This window comes from Armatimonadota bacterium, assembly GCA_031460175.1.
GTDB classification, from domain to species: Bacteria; Sysuimicrobiota; Sysuimicrobiia; order Sysuimicrobiales; family Sysuimicrobiaceae; genus Sysuimicrobium; species Sysuimicrobium tengchongense.
The window spans coordinates 1-15,397 of sequence record JAVKGW010000010.1; the positions used below are offsets into that span (position 1 = coordinate 1).

The window sequence follows — 15,397 nt, forward strand, 5'->3', positions numbered from 1 at the left end:
ACCGCTGCAGCGTCGCAATGTCCCGCTCATTCACCGCAATCCGCCCCGTGGCCGCACTCAGATCCCGACGCACCGCATCCAGATCCGCCCGCCGAACCTCCGGCGGAGGCGGGGTCGGAATCGCCTCGATCCGCGCAATGATCCGAGCTACCACCATCGCCATCTCGTACCGCGTCAGAGGTTGATTCCCCTTGAACGTCCCGTCCGGATACCCCTCAATCAGACCCTTCGCCGCCAACTCCGCAATCGCGTCGTACGCCCAGTGGTTCGTCGGTACGTCCGCAAAGGGCTGGGCCCAAAGCGCACCTCCCCCGACCCCGGTGAGGAGGAGCCCCACCAGCGCCGCGACCCAGCAGATGCACCTGAGGAAACGGGCACGCATCGCCGATCCTCCTTCGTTGTTGGAGTCTTCACGAGCCCAGAAAACGGGGCGCGCCCCAGCACCGCGCGGCGCCGGGGCGCGCCCACTTCCTCAACTCCGCCGGGCTACCAGCTGGTGGAGATGTACGCGCCGTAGGTCTGGAACGTATTCGTCCCCGCAATTTGGGTATTCGCGTAGTACAGCATGAGGGGCGTCCGCGGCGCGATCTCCCAGCGGGCCCCAGCGAACCAGAGGTTCCAGCTCTGGCTCGTGCTCTTGATGCTGCCGAACTCGCCCGCGACCCACACGCCTACATTTTCGAAGAGCGTGAGATCAAGTCGGGCGCCGAAGGTGTTGAGGTCATCCCGGTTGCCGATGGTCACGAAGGGCCATCCGTACGCGGTGAAGTTCCCAGGAGTAAGCCCAGGAGCGGGAGCCGGGAGACGGTTGAAATCGTAGTTCTTGTACCACACAGTGATCACGGGGCTGAACGTCTCGATTCCAGCCATCTGGGCCAGGTTCAACGTGAGATCCGCATAGAGGTAGTTCCCCTGCTGCGCCAGGGTGGTATTGTCGTAGAATGCATACTCGGCCCGTAGTCTCAAGCCGGGAGCGAGGGATGCCACCAGATCCGCACTGTAGCCCTGGCCCTGCTGGGTTGTCCCTAAGACGTTCCGGTCCCACCGACCGTTCACGCCCAGAGTCCAGCCCGGCAGGAAATCGAAGGACAGGCGGCCTCCGTACACGGTGGGACCGAAGGCGTTGGTGGGGTCCGCAAACTGGGTGAGGGCCAGGAAGCGGAAGGGGCCAAGACTCCCCGTCAGGCTCACGCCGGTACGGTGTGCAGCATCGTAGCTAGGCTCACTCAGGAGGAGCCCCACCACTCCGCCGAGGGTCAACCGATCCCGGCCGGCCCGGAGGGTAAGGCCTTCCCATCCGAGCAGGTTCCGAACCTCGAGATAGCCCAGATCGAAGTCTAAGACGAACTGATTCCCGGTGTTGGAGAACCACCGGGGCCGGATGAACACACTCACGTCCGGGGCCACGGTGCCCGTGAACTGCAGGCGGAACCGCGGCCAGATGGGGATGGAGTTGGTGCCCGCAAGCTGGTTCACCACGTACCACGCGTCAAACAGCCCCGTCACCCGGGTGTTGTCCAGGCGGGCCCGCAGGGCCTGCAACTCCTCCTCCAGCGCCGTCACCCGCACCCCCAACGCCTGCAACTCCGCCCGAAACTCGTTCACCAACCGCTGCAGCGTCGCAATGTCCCGCTCATTCACCGCAATCCGCCCCGTGGCCGCACTCAGATCCCGACGCACCGCATCCAGATCCGCCCGCCGAACCTCCGGCGGAGGCGGGGTCGGAATCGCCTCAATCCGCGCAATGATCCGAGCTACCACCATCGCCATCTCGTACCGCGTCAGAGGTTGATTCCCCTTGAACGTCCCGTCCGGATACCCCTCAATCAGACCCTTCGCCGCCAACTCCGCAATCGCGTCGTACGCCCAGTGGTTCGTCGGTACGTCCGCAAAGGGCTGGCTGAAGCCAGGGGCGACGAGGGCCAGGACAAGCGCCAGAACCACTGCACCCGCGGTCTTCCTCGTCATGTAGGACCCCTCCATGTTCCGGAGTTTGGTCAGGACCGGGGCTTGCAGGGCCGGTCGCGCCGCAGAGTCTTCCGGTTTCCTCCCACGGCGAACCCGACACATCCCAAGCCCCAGGACACCCCTCCGGCGGCGTGCTGGCGCAGCTCCAACCTCACCCCCTTCCCTGCCTTCCGCCCTTGTCCGGAGAAGCCGGTGCCCGTTCTCAAGATTACATTCCGAATCTTCGCGCCGTCAAATGGATTTCCTCCTCCCCGCCCCCAAAAACCGCTCCGCGAGGAGGACTGCCACGTAGTCATCGTAGGGCCGGTCGGGCACCCGGAGGAAGGAGGGGAGCAGCCGGCGCCAGCCCCGGGGCGGGTGATCCTGGAGGTAGCGGGCCCGGGCCAGTAGGGTTGTTCCCTGTTCGGAGACCTGCACCACCCGCCGTCCCAACCGCTCCGCGAGGGCCGTGACCTCCCGAGCCCCCGTCTGGTCCCCCACCACCACCACCTCTACCCCGTAGCGCGTCACGAGCTCCCCCAACCGGCCCTCCAGGTCCTCCCGGGGCACCACCTCCCGGTGGAGGACCCGTTCCTCGCTGCACACCGCGATCCCGCACTTGCCCCGACCCGGGTCCACCGCGAGGACCACCACGTCACGGCTCCACCCGGAAGGTCACCCAGACCACGTAGTACGCGGGGATGGGCGTCCCGTCCTGCCGGGCGGGCTCGAAGTGCCAGGTCTTCAGGGCCTCGAGGGCCGCCCGGTCCAGTTCCGGAACCCCGGAGGAGACCAGGATCTCCACGGATCCCACGGTCCCGTCCGCTCGGACCAGCAGCTTCAGCCGCACCCGGCCCTCCGGCAAGAGCAGGGCGGCCTCCGAGGTGAGTTCGGACCGCCGGACGGAAACCTCGAAGGTACCCGGGTAGGTGGGGTGGGGCCTGAGAAGGGGCCGAGGAGGAGTAAGGACCGGAGGGGAGGGCTCCGAAGCGGGAGGGAGTTCCGTGGGGGATGGGGAAGGAACCGGCTCGGGTGTCATGGGCTGCGCGGGGGAAGCGGGCCCGGGCGTCTCGGAGGGGGGTTCGAGGACCCTTATGGGTGGGGATTCCCGGGCCAGGTCCGGACGGGAGGTCTCGCCACCGTTGGCCGGTGCCCCGACCTTGGCCGCCGCAGGGCTCGGAGGTCCCTCGGAAGGCCCCGTGGGATGCGGGATGGATGGGGCCTGCTTCGTGGGGAGGGCCTGCCCGGCCCGCCCACGGGGCTGAGACGTCCGGTTCTCCGAGGATTCCCGGGCGCGGACACGGGGCCGGGGGCGGTGAGAAGTCAGAGGGGGAAGCGGCTTGGGGGTCCGGCGCTCCTCTGGACTCCGGATCCCGGGGACGAAGGCCTCCCCTTTCAGGTCTCCTTCCTCCTCCGCGGTGGGGCCCTCGAGACGGACCTGTGATCGCGCCGAGGGCTGCGGGGGCGGGGATTGCCGGGCCCCGGAGCACCCCACGCCTAACAGGAGGAGGAGCGCGAGGAGGGCAACCCGACGCATCAGAAGCTCCCGGAGAACCGCACGTACACGGACCGCCCGGGCGCGGGATATCCCCGCAGGGTCTCGTAGCGGGTATCGAGGAGGTTATCCAACCCCGCCTGTACGGTCCAGCCGGAGATCCGCATCTCGTACCGGAGGTCCAGGTTGAGGTAGGCGGGGAGCACTACCCGGGCCGGGGGGGATACGGAGTAGTCCAGATCCCCGCGCTCCCCCACGTAGCGGGCCACCAGGGCCACGGAGCGGTTCTCGGCCAGGGCATAGCGAAGGGCCAGGTTCGCGGTCCACGTGGGCAGACGCAGGAGCGCAAGACCTGTGGTACGGTCCAGCCCATCCGACCAGGTGAGGTTTCCGAGCACCGACCACCGATCCCCGAGCCGTCCCACCGCCTCCGCGGAGAGTCCGGTGATGCGGGCGGAGCCCACGTTCTGCGGGGGACAACCGCCCGCGATGAGATCCTGGGCGTCCGTGTAGAAGCCGTTGAGCCGCGCCACGAACCCCTCCCGCACCTCCGCCTCCACCCCCAGGTCCGCGGACCATGCGCTCTCGGGCTTCAAGAGGGGGTCGCTGCACCCCGGGAAGAACCGCTCCCCGAAGGTGGGACCCCGGAAGGTGCGGCCCAGGCCACCCCGAATCCGTACGCGGGGGCTCAGGAAGTGCACGAATCCGAGTCTCGGGTTGAGCTGAGCGCCCCAGGTGGAGTGCAGGTCGAGGCGGGCGCCGAGGCCCAGGAGCGTCCGGCCTCCCAGGGGAAGGTCGTACTGCGCGTAGCCCGAGAGGGTGGAGTCTTCCACGCGGTAGCCGCCGAAGGTGTCCTGGTAACGGTAGCCCGATCCCTGCCACTCCGCGCCCACCGTGAGGAGGGCTCCCGAGCTCAGGCGCAGCACCCGCTGCCAGTTCGCGCCGTACGCGTTTCCTTGGGCATCGGATCCGTACCCGGGAGAGGTGTACGCGAATCCTTCCCCGTACCACCACAAGCGGATCAGGTGCTCCGGCAGGCTCGGGTCTCCCCGTCGCCACGTGAGGCCCAGCACCGTGCGCCGATCGGACTGCCGGTCGGAGGGCGTGGGCATGAAGGAGGGTCCGGGAAGGCCGTAGCGGCCGTCCGTGTGGTGGAGACCGAGCTCCAAGCGGGTCTCCGAACCCCGGGAGAGGAAGAGCCGTCCGGTGAGGGTGAGGCGCTGCGCATCGCCGTTGGGCAGGAATCCGCCCGTGGTGAGGAGTTCGGCTCCAAGGCCGTACCGAAAGGCTTCAGAACCCCCTCCCACGCTCAGGCGGGCCTGCGCGGTGCGGAAGCTCCCGTAGCCGCCGGAGATCTGCGCGCGTTCGGGTCTCCGGGTGATGACGTGGATCACGCCTCCCAGGGCCCCGCTCCCCCACAGGGCGGAGTACGGGCCCCGCAGGACCTCGATGCGTTCCACCTCCCCGAGGGAGAGGGTGGCGAGGTTCACCCCGAACTGAGCGGTGGGGTTGAGGGGGACGCCATCTAGGAGCACCAGGACCTGGAGAGGGCTGGTGCCCCGGATGCTGGGCTGGAGCAAACCGCCCGGCCCCCCGTAGTTTTCCCGGACATACATCTCCGCCAGCAACCGCAGGGCCTCGCCCACGGTCACGAACCCGAGCCTTCGCAGCTCCTCGCCCTGCAACACCGTCACGTACGCAGGGGTACTGACCACGGGTTGGGGCCGGCGCCCGGCCACCACCACCTCCTCGCCCTCAAAGACGGGTGGGACCTGGGCCGGAGCGGGCAGGGCAAAAACGGACGCGAGCAGAAGGGAAAGCGAAAAGCTCAGGAGAAGAGGGCAAGCACGCACGAGCCCACCTCCACTTAACCCCCGAAGGGGGTGGGTCTGCGCGCGGGCAGGTCTTCTGGCTCCGGATCCTCACCTCGCCCGCCCTTCCCAGGCCGGCGGCTTACACCCACCCGGCCCAGTGGGTTTTCATGGGCTTAGCTCCCCGGTTACAGCGGCGGGAACCGCGCCGGACTCGGGGCCCAGGCCCCTGCACCGGACTTCCCTTGGCCCGCGCGGTCCCAGGATAGCGCGCTCCTTGTGGTCCTGTCCACCGTAGACCAATGGGCGGGGACTCACGGAGGCGTCCGCCCGAGCTCGAACCCAAGCCAGAGCGGGCCTTCCGTGAAGGCGTCCCGGAGCACCACCACGCGCACTCGGGTGGGCACCCCGCGGCGGAGGATCTGGTCCGTGATCCGCCGACCCGAGTCCCCGTCCACCACCACGTAGGGAGGGCCGTTCACGCGGGCCTGCGGGGCGCTCAGGATGCGGCTGCGGCCAGGCGGTCCCGCCCGCTGCGTCGCCACCTGCACCAGGGCCAGCAGGACGTCCCGCACCTGCTCCCGCGGACCGGGAGGGACAACACCCTCCCCCAGGACCTGCCCCTTCCGGAACACGAGCTCATTGTTGACCAGCTGCACGGCCACGGGCACCGGCTCTCCCGCGAGCACGTTCTTGGTGCTGACGATGCGGACCACCACCTCCTGCCGACGGCGCCGGATGAGGCGCTCGATGGCCTCCCAGGAGATCCCCGGCTCGAACGGCACGATCACGTTTCCGTTCGCATCGGGTCCTGCTCCCTGACCCGTGGCGAACTCCACGGCCCGCTGACGCAGCCGGAAGAAGGCTTCCCGAACCTCGGAAGGGCTGAGGCGGCCGTCCAGCACCTCCCGGGCGAGCTCCTGGTCGCTGAGCACGGCGATGGTCCCCCCTTCCAGCCGGGCGATCTCCCGCCGCAACTCCTCCGCGCGTCCCTCGAGCTGGCTCACCGTCTCCCGAAGCCGGAACAGGGCCGTGCGGGCGTCCCGGGAGAGCCCCAGGACGGTTCCCACGGTGAGGAGGTGGATGAGCATCCCGGTGAGCACCGTCACGATGTGGGCCGTGGTCCGGGGACGCAGTCCCCACAGGCTCAGGCGCTGCTTGCCGACCCGGCGGCCCACCACGTTCCCCACGTAGGCGATGAGGCCGCTGATGAGGAGCAACAGGGGCAGGAAGAGGTAGCCGATCTCCATCTCCATCCAGCATACCGCACACCGCCCCCGAGGAGGTGGAGCCCGCTCCCAGGAGTGATAGACTTAGAGGTGGTATGCCGTTTACCGTCCGGGACTTCCCCAGTTTGATCCGGGCCCTGGAGAGGGCGCCGGAGTGGAAAGCCGAGCTGCGCCGTCTGCTGCTCACCGAGGAGCTGCTGCACCTACCGGAGTTGGTGCGGGAGATCGCCCGTCACGTGGCAGAGCTCGGCGCGGCCCAACTCCGGACCCAGGAGCACCTCGCCAGACTCGGAGAGGCCCAGATCCGAACCGAGGAGCGCCTCGCCAGACTCGGAGAGGCCCAGATCCGAACCGAGGAGCGCCTCGCCAGACTCGAAGAGGCCCAACTCCGGACCCAGGAGCACCTCGCCAGACTCGGAGAGGCCCAGATCCGAACCGAGGAGCGCCTCGCCAGACTCGAAGAGGCTCAGATCCGAACCGAGGAGCGCCTCGCCAGACTCGAAGAGGCGGTGGAGGAGCTGGTTCGCACTCAGACCCGGATGGCCCGTCAGCTGGAGGCGATGCAGCGGACCCAGGACCGATTCGCCCAGGTGGTGGGAGCCACCGCCGAGGCCCGCATGCGGCCCGTGGTGCGGGCATGGCTGGAATCCCGGGGGCTTCGGATCCTGGATCCCATCCTGGCTTGGTCCCTCAATGGGCTGACGGAGTTGGACGGAGTGACCCGGGCGCAGGGACCCGGTGGGGTGGTGTGGGTACTCGTTTCCGCGAAGGCTCGGGTTACCCCCGGAGACGTCTCCGACCTTGCGAGTACCCTGAGGAGGCCTGAGGTTCAGGGACGGCTGCAGGCGGAGGGGATCTGCGGGGAAACTTGGCCGGTGGTGTTCGGGTTAACCGCGGAGCGGAGGGTCCTGGAGGAGGCCCGGCAACGGGGCGTAGGACTCCTGATCGAGGGTGAGGGCGAGGTCGTCCCCCCTCAGCCTCTGGTGCTCTGAGACCGGGAGGAAACGCACCGCGGGGTAGGCTTTCCCGCGGGCTTCTCCAGCACCAGGTGATTCCCCACCTGCCGCACCACCCGCAGGCCGGAAAACAACCCTGGATCGTAGAACCGCTCCGGCACCACCACCACGGCCCGCCGGCGGGAGGGGACCGCGCAGAGCATCTCCCGGAGCGAGGCTCCATCTTCCGCGTACCGCCAGTGCAGGCCGCTGTACGTGATGAGGCTGTTGGTGGTCCGGTAGCCGATCCGAACATCCCCGGGCCGCACCACCGAGGCCACGGTCCGTCCCAATTCCGGGCCATGGCGGTAGCGATCCACCTGGGGCAGGGTGATGCCGGTGGCGAGGGCGAAGAACAGCAGGCTGCTCCCGCCGAGGGCCAACACCGCGGGCCCGGCAGAACCGCGCAGGCCCAGCCATGACGCGATCCCCCCGCCCACCACCAGCGCACCCACGGGCGGGATCAGGGCGGGAACCAGGGTTCGGGTCTGGAAGGGATAGAGCAGGAACCCGTAGATCGCCACCGCGGCCGTGAACAGCGCGCACAGGCCGAGGAGAAGCCTCCACCCGTCCCGCAGCGCCCCCTCCTCTTCCCCGAACACCCCGGCTTCCAGCACCCGACCGATGAGGATGGCCGCCGAGGGGTACAGGCCCAGCACGTAGTTCGGGAGCTTCGTGCCCGCCAGGGAGAAAAAGGCAAACCCGAAGCCGAGCCACGTGAGGAGGAAGAGCGGACGGGGGTCCGTCCGTGCCCGCACGGCCTCCGAGCAGGCTCTCACCAAAAAGGCGGTCCACGGCACGAGACCCAGGATGAGCACCGGCACGTAGTACCACACCGGGCCGCTCTGCCCTTCCACCACGCCCACATACCGGTTCAGGGTGTAGTAGCCGAGTGCGGTGCGCAGGAAGGGCTCTCCGTGCAGAACGGCCTGCACCGCGTACCACCCGCATCCCAGCACCGCATAGCTCAGGAGTCCGGGGAACCACGGAACCTCCCGCAGGCGACCGAGCTCCCGGCGGAGCGCCAGGAACAGGAGCCCCACCGCGCCCGGCACCACCGCGGCCACGAACCCCTTCGTGAGAGTCCCCAGGCCCGCGGCCACGAAGGCCAGCAGATACGCTCCGCGCTCCCCACGCGCGTACCCGCGCCAGAAGCCGAAGAGGGAGAGGAGCATCCAGAGCACGAGGAGGGGGTCGAAGACCGCCAGCCGCGCCTGCGCCCACCACTGGAGGGTGGTGGCAAGCACGAAGGCCGACAGGAGGCCGCAGCCGGGGCCGAAGAGCTCCCGGCCGAGCAGCCCGGTGACCCCCACCCCGAGCGCGCCCGGTACCGCGGACCAGAACCGGGCCACGAACTCGGTCACCCCGAGCCACTTCCCGGTGGCGGCCAGCAGCCAGAAGTAAAGGGGCGGATGCACGAACCACGGCTCCCCGTTCCAGTGGAGGGTAATCCAGTCCCCGGTCCGCAGGATTTCCCGGGCGATGCCCGCGTACTTCGCCTCGTCCTGATCCCAGAACGGGGAACTCCCCAGGCGCCAGAACAGGAGGACCAAGGAGAGGACGACCCCCGCGTGGAGCGCGCGCCTCACCGCCTGCGCCACAGGAGAACGACCCCACACCCCCCGGCCACCAGATTCGGAAGCCAGGCTGCGAGGGTTGGCGGGAGGTAGCCCGCCTGTCCCAGGAGGGTGCTGGCGGTGGTGAGGACGTAATAGCCGATGAGCGCCAGCACCACGATCCCGAAGGCGATCCCCCGGCCGCCCCGTGGGTGCACCAGACCCAGGGGAAAACCCAGGAGGGCGAAGGCGAAGGGGGTACCCAGCAGTGCGTACTTCCCGGCCAGATCCACTTCCAGCGGTCGGGTGGGCTGTCCCTCCCGTGCGAGCCGTCGTAGTTCCTGCCGGATCTCCTGGATGCTCATCTCCAGCACCGTCCTCTCGGGGGGAGCCACCTCCTGGGGAGAGCGGGCAAGGCGCAGCCGCAGCACCTCGAACCCGCTGAACAGGCCCCCGTCCTCCAGCACCACCATGCGGCCGCGGTGGAAGGTCCACCCCTCCGGTCCCCAGGTGGCGCGCTTCGCTTCGATCACCCGCACGAGCCGCCCGTCCCGGTGCTGCTGCACGGTCACCCGCTCCAACGTCCCGGAGGAGAGGTCGAGCTTGCGGGCGAAGACCACCACCTCGCTTCCGTCCTGCGTCCGGTCCCGGAACAGCACGTTCCACCGGACGTCTGGCACGAGGGGGCTTCCCACGGCCCGGGCCCAGGCCCGCCGGTACCGCAGTTCAGCCCAGGGCACCACGCCTTCTCCCAGGCCGTAGCTCGCCGCGCTCACCAGCGCGGCCACCAGAACGCCCGGCAGGAGGACGCGCTCGGGGGGGATCCCCCCCGTCTGCATGGCCTCAATCTCCCTTCCCTCCGCCAGGCGCCCGTAGCCCAGGACGGTGCCGAAGAGCACCGCCATGGGAAGGGCGAACCCCAGGAGCGCGGGAAGGCGGTAAGCCACCAGCTGAGCGAAGACTCCGGGGGGCAACCCGTACTGCACCGCGGACCGGGTGACGAAGAAGAAGTGGTTGGCCACGAGCAGGGTGGTGAACACCCCGATCCCGAACAGGACCGCGCCCAGCACCTCCCGGCCCACGTACCGGTCGAGCAGACACATCCCTCACATCTGGAAGCGCTCGCCCAGGTAGAACCGCCGCACCTCCTCGCTGGCCGCGAGGGCATCCGCGGTCCCCTCGAACAGGACCTTTCCCTCGTACAGGATGGTGGAGCGATCCGTGATGGCAAGCGTCTCCCGTACGTTGTGATCGCTGATGAGGACCCCGATCCCCTGGGCCCGAAGAGTCGCGATGATGTCCTGGAGCTCCTGGATGGACTTCGGGTCCACTCCCGTAAACGGTTCGTCCAGCAGCAGGAACCGGGGGCGGGTGGCGAGAGCCCGGGCGATCTCCACCCGTCGCCGCTCCCCACCTGAGAGGGTATAGGCGGGCTGGTGGCGGAGGTGCGCGATGTGCATGGCCTCCAGGAGCTCCTCCACCCGCGCCTTCCGCTCCGCCCGGGGGATTCCGTGCTGCTCCAGGATGAGCTCGATGTTCTCCACCGGGGTGAGCTTGCGGAAGACGGAGGGCTCCTGCGCGAGGTAATGGATGCCCGCCCGGGCCCGGAGGTGCACGGGGAGGTGCGTGATGCGGGCCGTGCCGAGGTACACCTCACCCGCGTTGGGGCGAACGAGGCCCACGATCATGTAGAAACAGGTAGTCTTGCCCGCGCCGTTGGGGCCCAGCAACCCCACCACCTCACCCGGCCGGACCACGAGGCTTACCCCGTCCACCACCGTGCGGGCACCGTAGCGCTTCACCAGCCCCGTGGCCCGCAGGGCGGTTCCATCCGGATCCCACCTCCCGGGCTCATGGACGGACGACAACCCGGGCCCTCCCCACGGTCCGTAGGCTTCCCTCCCTGTACGCGTACCACACCTCCGGCGCGACCAGACGATCCCCGTCCCGCACCACCTCCACCCCGCCCCGCAGGACCGCCACCCCTTCCGGAACCCGGGCCTCCAGCTCCTGGGCGGTGGCCGTAATCCGGCCGTCCGCGATCCGCACCCCACCTGCGGCGTAGAGAACGCGGTTCCGGAGGTCGGCCCGGAGGAGCCCCGCGCGGAGGCCGATGCCCCCCACCTGGGCCTCCGGATGCCCGCGGGCCACCGCCTCCCCAGCACCCCAGTCCACGGAGAGGGTCTGGGCTGAGAGGCGCACGTCCCCGTAGCTCCCCCGGACCCCGCCCGCGGCTTCTGCCCGCTGCGCCCGGAGATCCGCCTGGAGGTACGGGGCCTGCACGGTCACGGTTCCCGCCTCGACCTCCCGGGTCACCGTCACGTCCCCCTCCGCTTCCAGCCGCTGGGCGTCCAGGTGGTAGTCGAGCCGGCGGGCGGTCAGGCGTTCCACGGGGCGGAGCAGCTCCACCCCTCCTTCTGCGGTCACCCTCCGCCGGTTCCGATCGTAGCGGATGCGGGGAGCCCGTACCTCCGCGTCTTGCCGCCGGACCCGGACGGGATCCCCGAGGAGCTGCCAGATCCCCGCCTCGTCGTCCAGGTCCGCCACCCGCGCATCCAGCACCTCAATGATCCCTTGTGCGGCGACGGGTATCGCGGCGAGCAGGATCCCGAGGAGCAGAAGGATCCTCACGGTTCCTCCACCGCCTCCAGGCGCACGTTGCCCACCAGCCGTGCCCGCCGCAATCCCACGTCGGCCACGAGCCGATCCCCCCGACCCTGGAGGCGCTCCCACCGCAGCTGCACCCCTTCCGCCTGGATCTGACCCCCCTCGTACACCGCCCGGGCCGCCCGCAGCCAGCGGTCCCGGGACACCACGATCTCCACGGAGCCCACGAGGGCCACGCGTCCCGTTCGGAAGGCGTACTCCCCGCGCTGGGCGCGGAACTGCACGGGACGTCCGTCCTGGGCGAAGAACACCCCGCGCGGCTGCACGAAGGCCGCCACCCCCGTCCGCTCCTCCACGGTTACGGATGCGGCCACGAGCTGCCACACCCTCCGACCCCGGGCGTCCACGCCCACGATCCAGCCCTCCTCCAGTTCCAGCCCCGGCGGAGGCGCGGACCCCAGAAGACCGGGCAACCCCACCACGAGGCTCAGGGAGGACAAGAGCCCGAGAACCCAGCTGCGGCGCAGGCGGAACCGGTCCATGCTCCGATCCTACCCCATCCCGCGGGCCCGGGCGAGCACCTCCCGGGCGGATCGCTCCAGGGCACCGGGCGGCCCGAGCCGCTCCCGCAGCGTCCCGAGCGCCTGCCGCATCCGGCCGGCGTGCTCCGGATCCAGGAGTCGGAGGAGCTCCTCCGCGAGGGCCTGTGGGGTCGCCCGCTCCTGCAGCATCTCCCGGACCACCTCGGTGCCCGCGAGGATGTTGGGGAGGGAGATCCAGGGGGTGGTGGCGATGCGACGGGCGATCCAGGCGGTGGCCCTGGAGATCCGATACGCGACCGCCATGGGAGTCCCCAGGATCAGGGCCTCCAGGGTGGCGGTCCCGCTTGCCACCAGGGCGGCGTCCGCGGCGGCCAGGAGGTCGTGGGTGCCATGGGAGACCACGGGGATGTCCGCCGCGTGTCGGGCAATGATCCGCTCCAGGGAATCCGCGGCCCGGGCGATGACGGCCTGGAGGCCCGGCACCCGCACCCGGGCGATCTGGACGGCTCCCACCATGGCGGGGAGCAGGGCGTGGATCTCCTGGGCACGGCTTCCGGGGAGCAGGGCCACGAGGGGACGGGCGGTATCCAGACCCAGGAGGGCGCAGAGTTCCTCCCTAGATCGCTCCGGACGCACCCAGTCCAGGGCGGGGTGACCGGTAAAGACCACGTCCGCGCCCGCGGCCCGGTACAGCTCGGCTTCGAAGGGGAAGGGCGCCAGCACCCGGACGGGGAGGCGGGCGAGCTTGTCGGCGCGGCTGATCCGGCGGCCGTAGGCCATGGGCGGGAAGTAGTACACGGTGGGGAAGAGGGGACTCAGCCGCCGGGCCACCGCGAAGTTGAAGCCGGGGAAGTCCACCAGCACCAGCACGTCCGGACGCTCCCGCCGGATCAGCCGCAGCACCCGCCGAAGCCTTCCCGCGAAGACCGGAACGCGCAGGTAGCTCTCCAGGTACCCGATGACGCCCCAGTCGGAGGTGTCGAGCACCACCCGGACCCCCGCGTGGCGCATCCGCTCCCCTCCCCCGCCCACCACCTCCACACCGGGCTCGAGGAGGCGCAGGGCACGGGTCAGGTGGGCCGCCGCCACATCCCCGGAGACCTCCCCTGCGAGGAGAAAGACCTTCACAGGCCCACGAGGGCAACCCCCGCCCTCGTGGCCCGGACCACCAGGGAAGTCCGTTCCAGGAGGAGGGTCCGGCCCGCCTCCACTCCCAGGGCCGTGACGCCGGCCCGCTGGAGGAGGGCGATGGTCCGGGGGCCGATGGCGGGGAGGTCAAACCGAGGGTCCTGATCGGGACGGCTCGCCTTCACCACCACCGCCTCGGGCCCGAAGACCCGCAGGCGTCGGATCATGCCGTCCGTCCCCTCCGCGGCTTCCACCGCCAGAACCACGCCGTCCCGTACCGCCACCGCCTGCCCGATGCCGCGCGCTGCCACGGTGCGGGCCAGCTCTAACCCGCTCCGGAGGTCCGCCCACTCCCGCTCCGTGGGCGCCCGGCCGGCGATGGGGCCCCGAGGAGCCAACAGATCGGGCAGGAAGTGGGGTTGGGGGAGGACCTCGAACCCGTGGCGGTCGAGCAGTCCAGCTAGGGCCTTCCACAGGCCCGCATCCGTGCGATCAGGGGTCCGGCAGAGGATCTCCCGGGCGAGGGGGTCGAGGTGACCGGAGAGGACCCGGAGCTTATCCACCCGACCCGCCAGCACCAACTGGCGGACGCCGCCATCCGCCAGGGTTCTCAGAACCCGTTCCGCCTCCCCGGGAGAGACCAGGGCGTGCACGTGGCACCACCGCCGCAGCGCCCCCGGGCTTCCCGCCACCTGGACACAGACGACCCGATGTCCCCTTGCGCGGATGGCCCGGGCAAGGGCGATGGGAAGCTTCCCTTCTCCCGCGATGAGGCCCACGGATTCAGGCACGGCCTGCCTCCCGGCGGATGAGACCTCTGCGGGAGCGGAGGCTCTCACGGACGAAGGCCACCAGCTCCGCCACGAGCCCCTCCTCTCCCAGCTCCCGCACGATCTCCTCCACCGCGTGTGCAGGGGTGAGGCCCCGCCCGTAGAGGATCCGGTACGCGGACCACACCCGCTCGATCTCCTCCCGGGGAACTCCGGCCCGCAACAGGCCCACCCGGTTGAGGCCGCGCACCCGGGCAGGCACCCCGCTCGCGAGCAGGAAAGGGGGAAGGTCCTGCAGCAGGGCGCTCTTGCCGCCCACCATGGCGAGTCGCCCGATGCGCACGAACTGGTGGACGCCCGTAATCCCGCCGATCTGGACGCCATCCCCCACCTGCACATGCCCCGCGAGCCCGCTCCCCGTAACCACCACCACGTCGGACCCCAGGCGGCAGTTGTGGGCGATGTGGGCCGTGGACATGATGTAGTTCCGGTCCCCGATCACCGTGGCCGCCTCCGGCCCTGTGGCCCGGGCGATCTGCACATATTCGCGGACCACGTTGTCGTCGCCCAGGATGGCGAAGCTGCGCTCCCCGCGAAAGGCACGGTCCTGGGGCTCGCATCCGATGACGGCGCCCGTGTAGATGCGGTTTCGCCGCCCGATGCGGGTCCCGGAGTGCAGGACCACGTGCGGCCCGATGGCGGTCCCCTCCCCCACCTCCACGTCCGCCTCGATGATGGCGTACGGGCCCACCCGCACCCCCGGGGCGAGTCGGGCCCGGGGATCCACGAGGGCGGTGGGATGGATGTGGACCGCCTGGGCGGCTTCCCTCATGGATCCTGCACCCGGGTTTCCTCCAACTGGGTGGACGGAACCCGGGGCGTGCGCCCGAGGGAGAAGGTCAGCACCCCGGTCGCCGCCACCTCGTCGCCGACCCGCGCCGTCCCCCGCACCCGGATGAGCCGTCCCCGGATCCACTCCAGGGAGATCTCCAGGAGGAGCTGGTCCCCGGGCAGGACGGGGCGGCGGAAGCGGAGATCGTCGATGGCCGCGAAGTAGGCCTTCTCCTGTCGCAGCCCCACCCGGTGGAACACCAGGATCCCCGCGGCTTGAGCCAGGGCTTCCACGATGAGCACGCCGGGCATCACGGGCGCGCCGGGCAGGTGTCCGGTGAAGTACTCCTCGTTGATGGTCACGTTCTTGAGGGCCACGATGCGCCCCGCCTCCGGGTCCATCTCCAGCACCCGGTCCACCAGGAGGAAGGGGTAGCGGTGGGGAAGGGTGGCCAGGATCTCCTGGATGTCAAATCTCATCGTTTC

General features: G+C 70.0%; 16 protein-coding genes and 1 riboswitch. Of the genes, 1 reads left to right on the forward strand and 15 read right to left on the reverse strand.

What is annotated here, in order from left to right:
* From QN206_11210 to QN206_11235, 6 genes are all read right to left on the reverse strand, one after another.
* Nucleotides 1-382 (reverse strand): S-layer homology domain-containing protein (locus tag QN206_11210; protein MDR7615373.1); only part of this gene is annotated, 382 nt, incomplete at its 3' end.
* A 104-nt stretch (nt 383-486) separates the two neighbouring features.
* Entirely contained in the window at nt 487-1,968 is a 1,482-nt protein-coding gene (locus QN206_11215) for an S-layer homology domain-containing protein (GenBank protein MDR7615374.1), read from the reverse strand.
* Between the two features lie 231 nt (nt 1,969-2,199).
* Complete coding sequence (locus QN206_11220) at nt 2,200-2,601, reverse strand: resolvase (GenBank protein ID MDR7615375.1); 402 nt, start codon at nt 2,599-2,601, stop codon at nt 2,200-2,202.
* A 1-nt stretch (nt 2,602) separates the two neighbouring features.
* Nucleotides 2,603-3,484, reverse strand: a complete 882-nt coding sequence (locus QN206_11225) for a TonB family protein (GenBank protein ID MDR7615376.1) — start codon at nt 3,482-3,484, stop codon at nt 2,603-2,605.
* Nucleotides 3,484-5,295, reverse strand: coding sequence for a TonB-dependent receptor (locus tag QN206_11230; GenBank protein ID MDR7615377.1), 1,812 nt, complete (start codon nt 5,293-5,295; stop codon nt 3,484-3,486). The genes QN206_11225 and QN206_11230 overlap by 1 nt, the downstream gene beginning before the upstream one ends.
* A 48-nt stretch (nt 5,296-5,343) precedes the next feature.
* Nucleotides 5,344-5,500: riboswitch (cobalamin riboswitch) on the reverse strand.
* Between the two features lie 67 nt (nt 5,501-5,567).
* Entirely contained in the window at nt 5,568-6,503 is a 936-nt protein-coding gene (locus tag QN206_11235) for a DUF3084 domain-containing protein (GenBank protein MDR7615378.1), read from the reverse strand.
* 74 nt (nt 6,504-6,577) lie between these two features.
* On the opposite strand from QN206_11235, the gene QN206_11240 reads away from it, so the two are divergent.
* Nucleotides 6,578-7,474 (forward strand): hypothetical protein, encoded by an 897-nt coding sequence (locus QN206_11240; GenBank protein ID MDR7615379.1) that lies wholly within the window; start codon nt 6,578-6,580, stop codon nt 7,472-7,474.
* On the opposite strand, the gene QN206_11245 is transcribed toward QN206_11240, so the two are convergent.
* From QN206_11245 to fabZ, 9 genes are read right to left on the reverse strand one after another with little or no spacing between them, the layout of a single operon-like run.
* Nucleotides 7,456-9,066: a glycosyltransferase family 39 protein gene (locus tag QN206_11245; protein MDR7615380.1), complete on the reverse strand. Its 1,611-nt coding sequence runs from the start codon at nt 9,064-9,066 to the stop codon at nt 7,456-7,458. The genes QN206_11240 and QN206_11245 overlap by 19 nt on opposite strands.
* Nucleotides 9,063-10,136: an LptF/LptG family permease gene (locus QN206_11250; protein ID MDR7615381.1), complete on the reverse strand. Its 1,074-nt coding sequence runs from the start codon at nt 10,134-10,136 to the stop codon at nt 9,063-9,065. The genes QN206_11245 and QN206_11250 overlap by 4 nt, the downstream gene beginning before the upstream one ends.
* Nucleotides 10,137-10,139: 3 nt before the next feature.
* Nucleotides 10,140-10,901 carry an LPS export ABC transporter ATP-binding protein gene (lptB, locus tag QN206_11255; GenBank protein MDR7615382.1) on the reverse strand — a complete coding sequence of 254 codons (762 nt, stop codon included), beginning with the start codon at nt 10,899-10,901 and terminating at the stop codon, nt 10,140-10,142.
* Nucleotides 10,885-11,664, reverse strand: a complete 780-nt coding sequence (locus tag QN206_11260) for a hypothetical protein (GenBank protein ID MDR7615383.1) — start codon at nt 11,662-11,664, stop codon at nt 10,885-10,887. The genes lptB and QN206_11260 overlap by 17 nt, the downstream gene beginning before the upstream one ends.
* Nucleotides 11,661-12,182, reverse strand: coding sequence for a hypothetical protein (locus QN206_11265; protein ID MDR7615384.1), 522 nt, complete (start codon nt 12,180-12,182; stop codon nt 11,661-11,663). The genes QN206_11260 and QN206_11265 overlap by 4 nt, the downstream gene beginning before the upstream one ends.
* 9 nt (nt 12,183-12,191) lie before the next feature.
* Nucleotides 12,192-13,310: a lipid-A-disaccharide synthase gene (gene lpxB / locus QN206_11270; protein MDR7615385.1), complete on the reverse strand. Its 1,119-nt coding sequence runs from the start codon at nt 13,308-13,310 to the stop codon at nt 12,192-12,194.
* Nucleotides 13,307-14,101 (reverse strand): UDP-2,3-diacylglucosamine diphosphatase LpxI, encoded by a 795-nt coding sequence (lpxI, locus tag QN206_11275; protein ID MDR7615386.1) that lies wholly within the window; start codon nt 14,099-14,101, stop codon nt 13,307-13,309. The genes lpxB and lpxI overlap by 4 nt, the downstream gene beginning before the upstream one ends.
* Nucleotides 14,094-14,912: an acyl-ACP--UDP-N-acetylglucosamine O-acyltransferase gene (gene lpxA, locus QN206_11280; GenBank protein MDR7615387.1), complete on the reverse strand. Its 819-nt coding sequence runs from the start codon at nt 14,910-14,912 to the stop codon at nt 14,094-14,096. The genes lpxI and lpxA overlap by 8 nt, the downstream gene beginning before the upstream one ends.
* Nucleotides 14,909-15,391 (reverse strand): 3-hydroxyacyl-ACP dehydratase FabZ, encoded by a 483-nt coding sequence (fabZ, locus tag QN206_11285; GenBank protein ID MDR7615388.1) that lies wholly within the window; start codon nt 15,389-15,391, stop codon nt 14,909-14,911. The genes lpxA and fabZ overlap by 4 nt, the downstream gene beginning before the upstream one ends.
* Between the last annotated feature and the right edge of the window lie 6 nt (nt 15,392-15,397).

Bases quoted from the DNA above. Each gene is read 5' to 3' on its own strand.
- QN206_11235 (MDR7615378.1), bottom strand. From the start codon at position 6,503: ATGGAGATCGGCTACCTCTTCCTGCCCCTGTTGCTCCTCATCAGCGGC.
- QN206_11250 (MDR7615381.1), bottom strand. From the start codon at position 10,136: ATGTGTCTGCTCGACCGGTACGTGGGCCGGGAGGTGCTGGGCGCGGTC.
- QN206_11225 (MDR7615376.1), bottom strand. From the start codon at position 3,484: ATGCGTCGGGTTGCCCTCCTCGCGCTCCTCCTCCTGTTAGGCGTGGGG.
- QN206_11240 (MDR7615379.1), top strand. From the start codon at position 6,578: ATGCCGTTTACCGTCCGGGACTTCCCCAGTTTGATCCGGGCCCTGGAG.
- QN206_11265 (MDR7615384.1), bottom strand. From the start codon at position 12,182: ATGGACCGGTTCCGCCTGCGCCGCAGCTGGGTTCTCGGGCTCTTGTCC.
- fabZ (MDR7615388.1), bottom strand. From the start codon at position 15,391: ATGAGATTTGACATCCAGGAGATCCTGGCCACCCTTCCCCACCGCTAC.
- lpxA (MDR7615387.1), bottom strand. From the start codon at position 14,912: ATGAGGGAAGCCGCCCAGGCGGTCCACATCCATCCCACCGCCCTCGTG.
- QN206_11215 (MDR7615374.1), bottom strand. From the start codon at position 1,968: ATGACGAGGAAGACCGCGGGTGCAGTGGTTCTGGCGCTTGTCCTGGCC.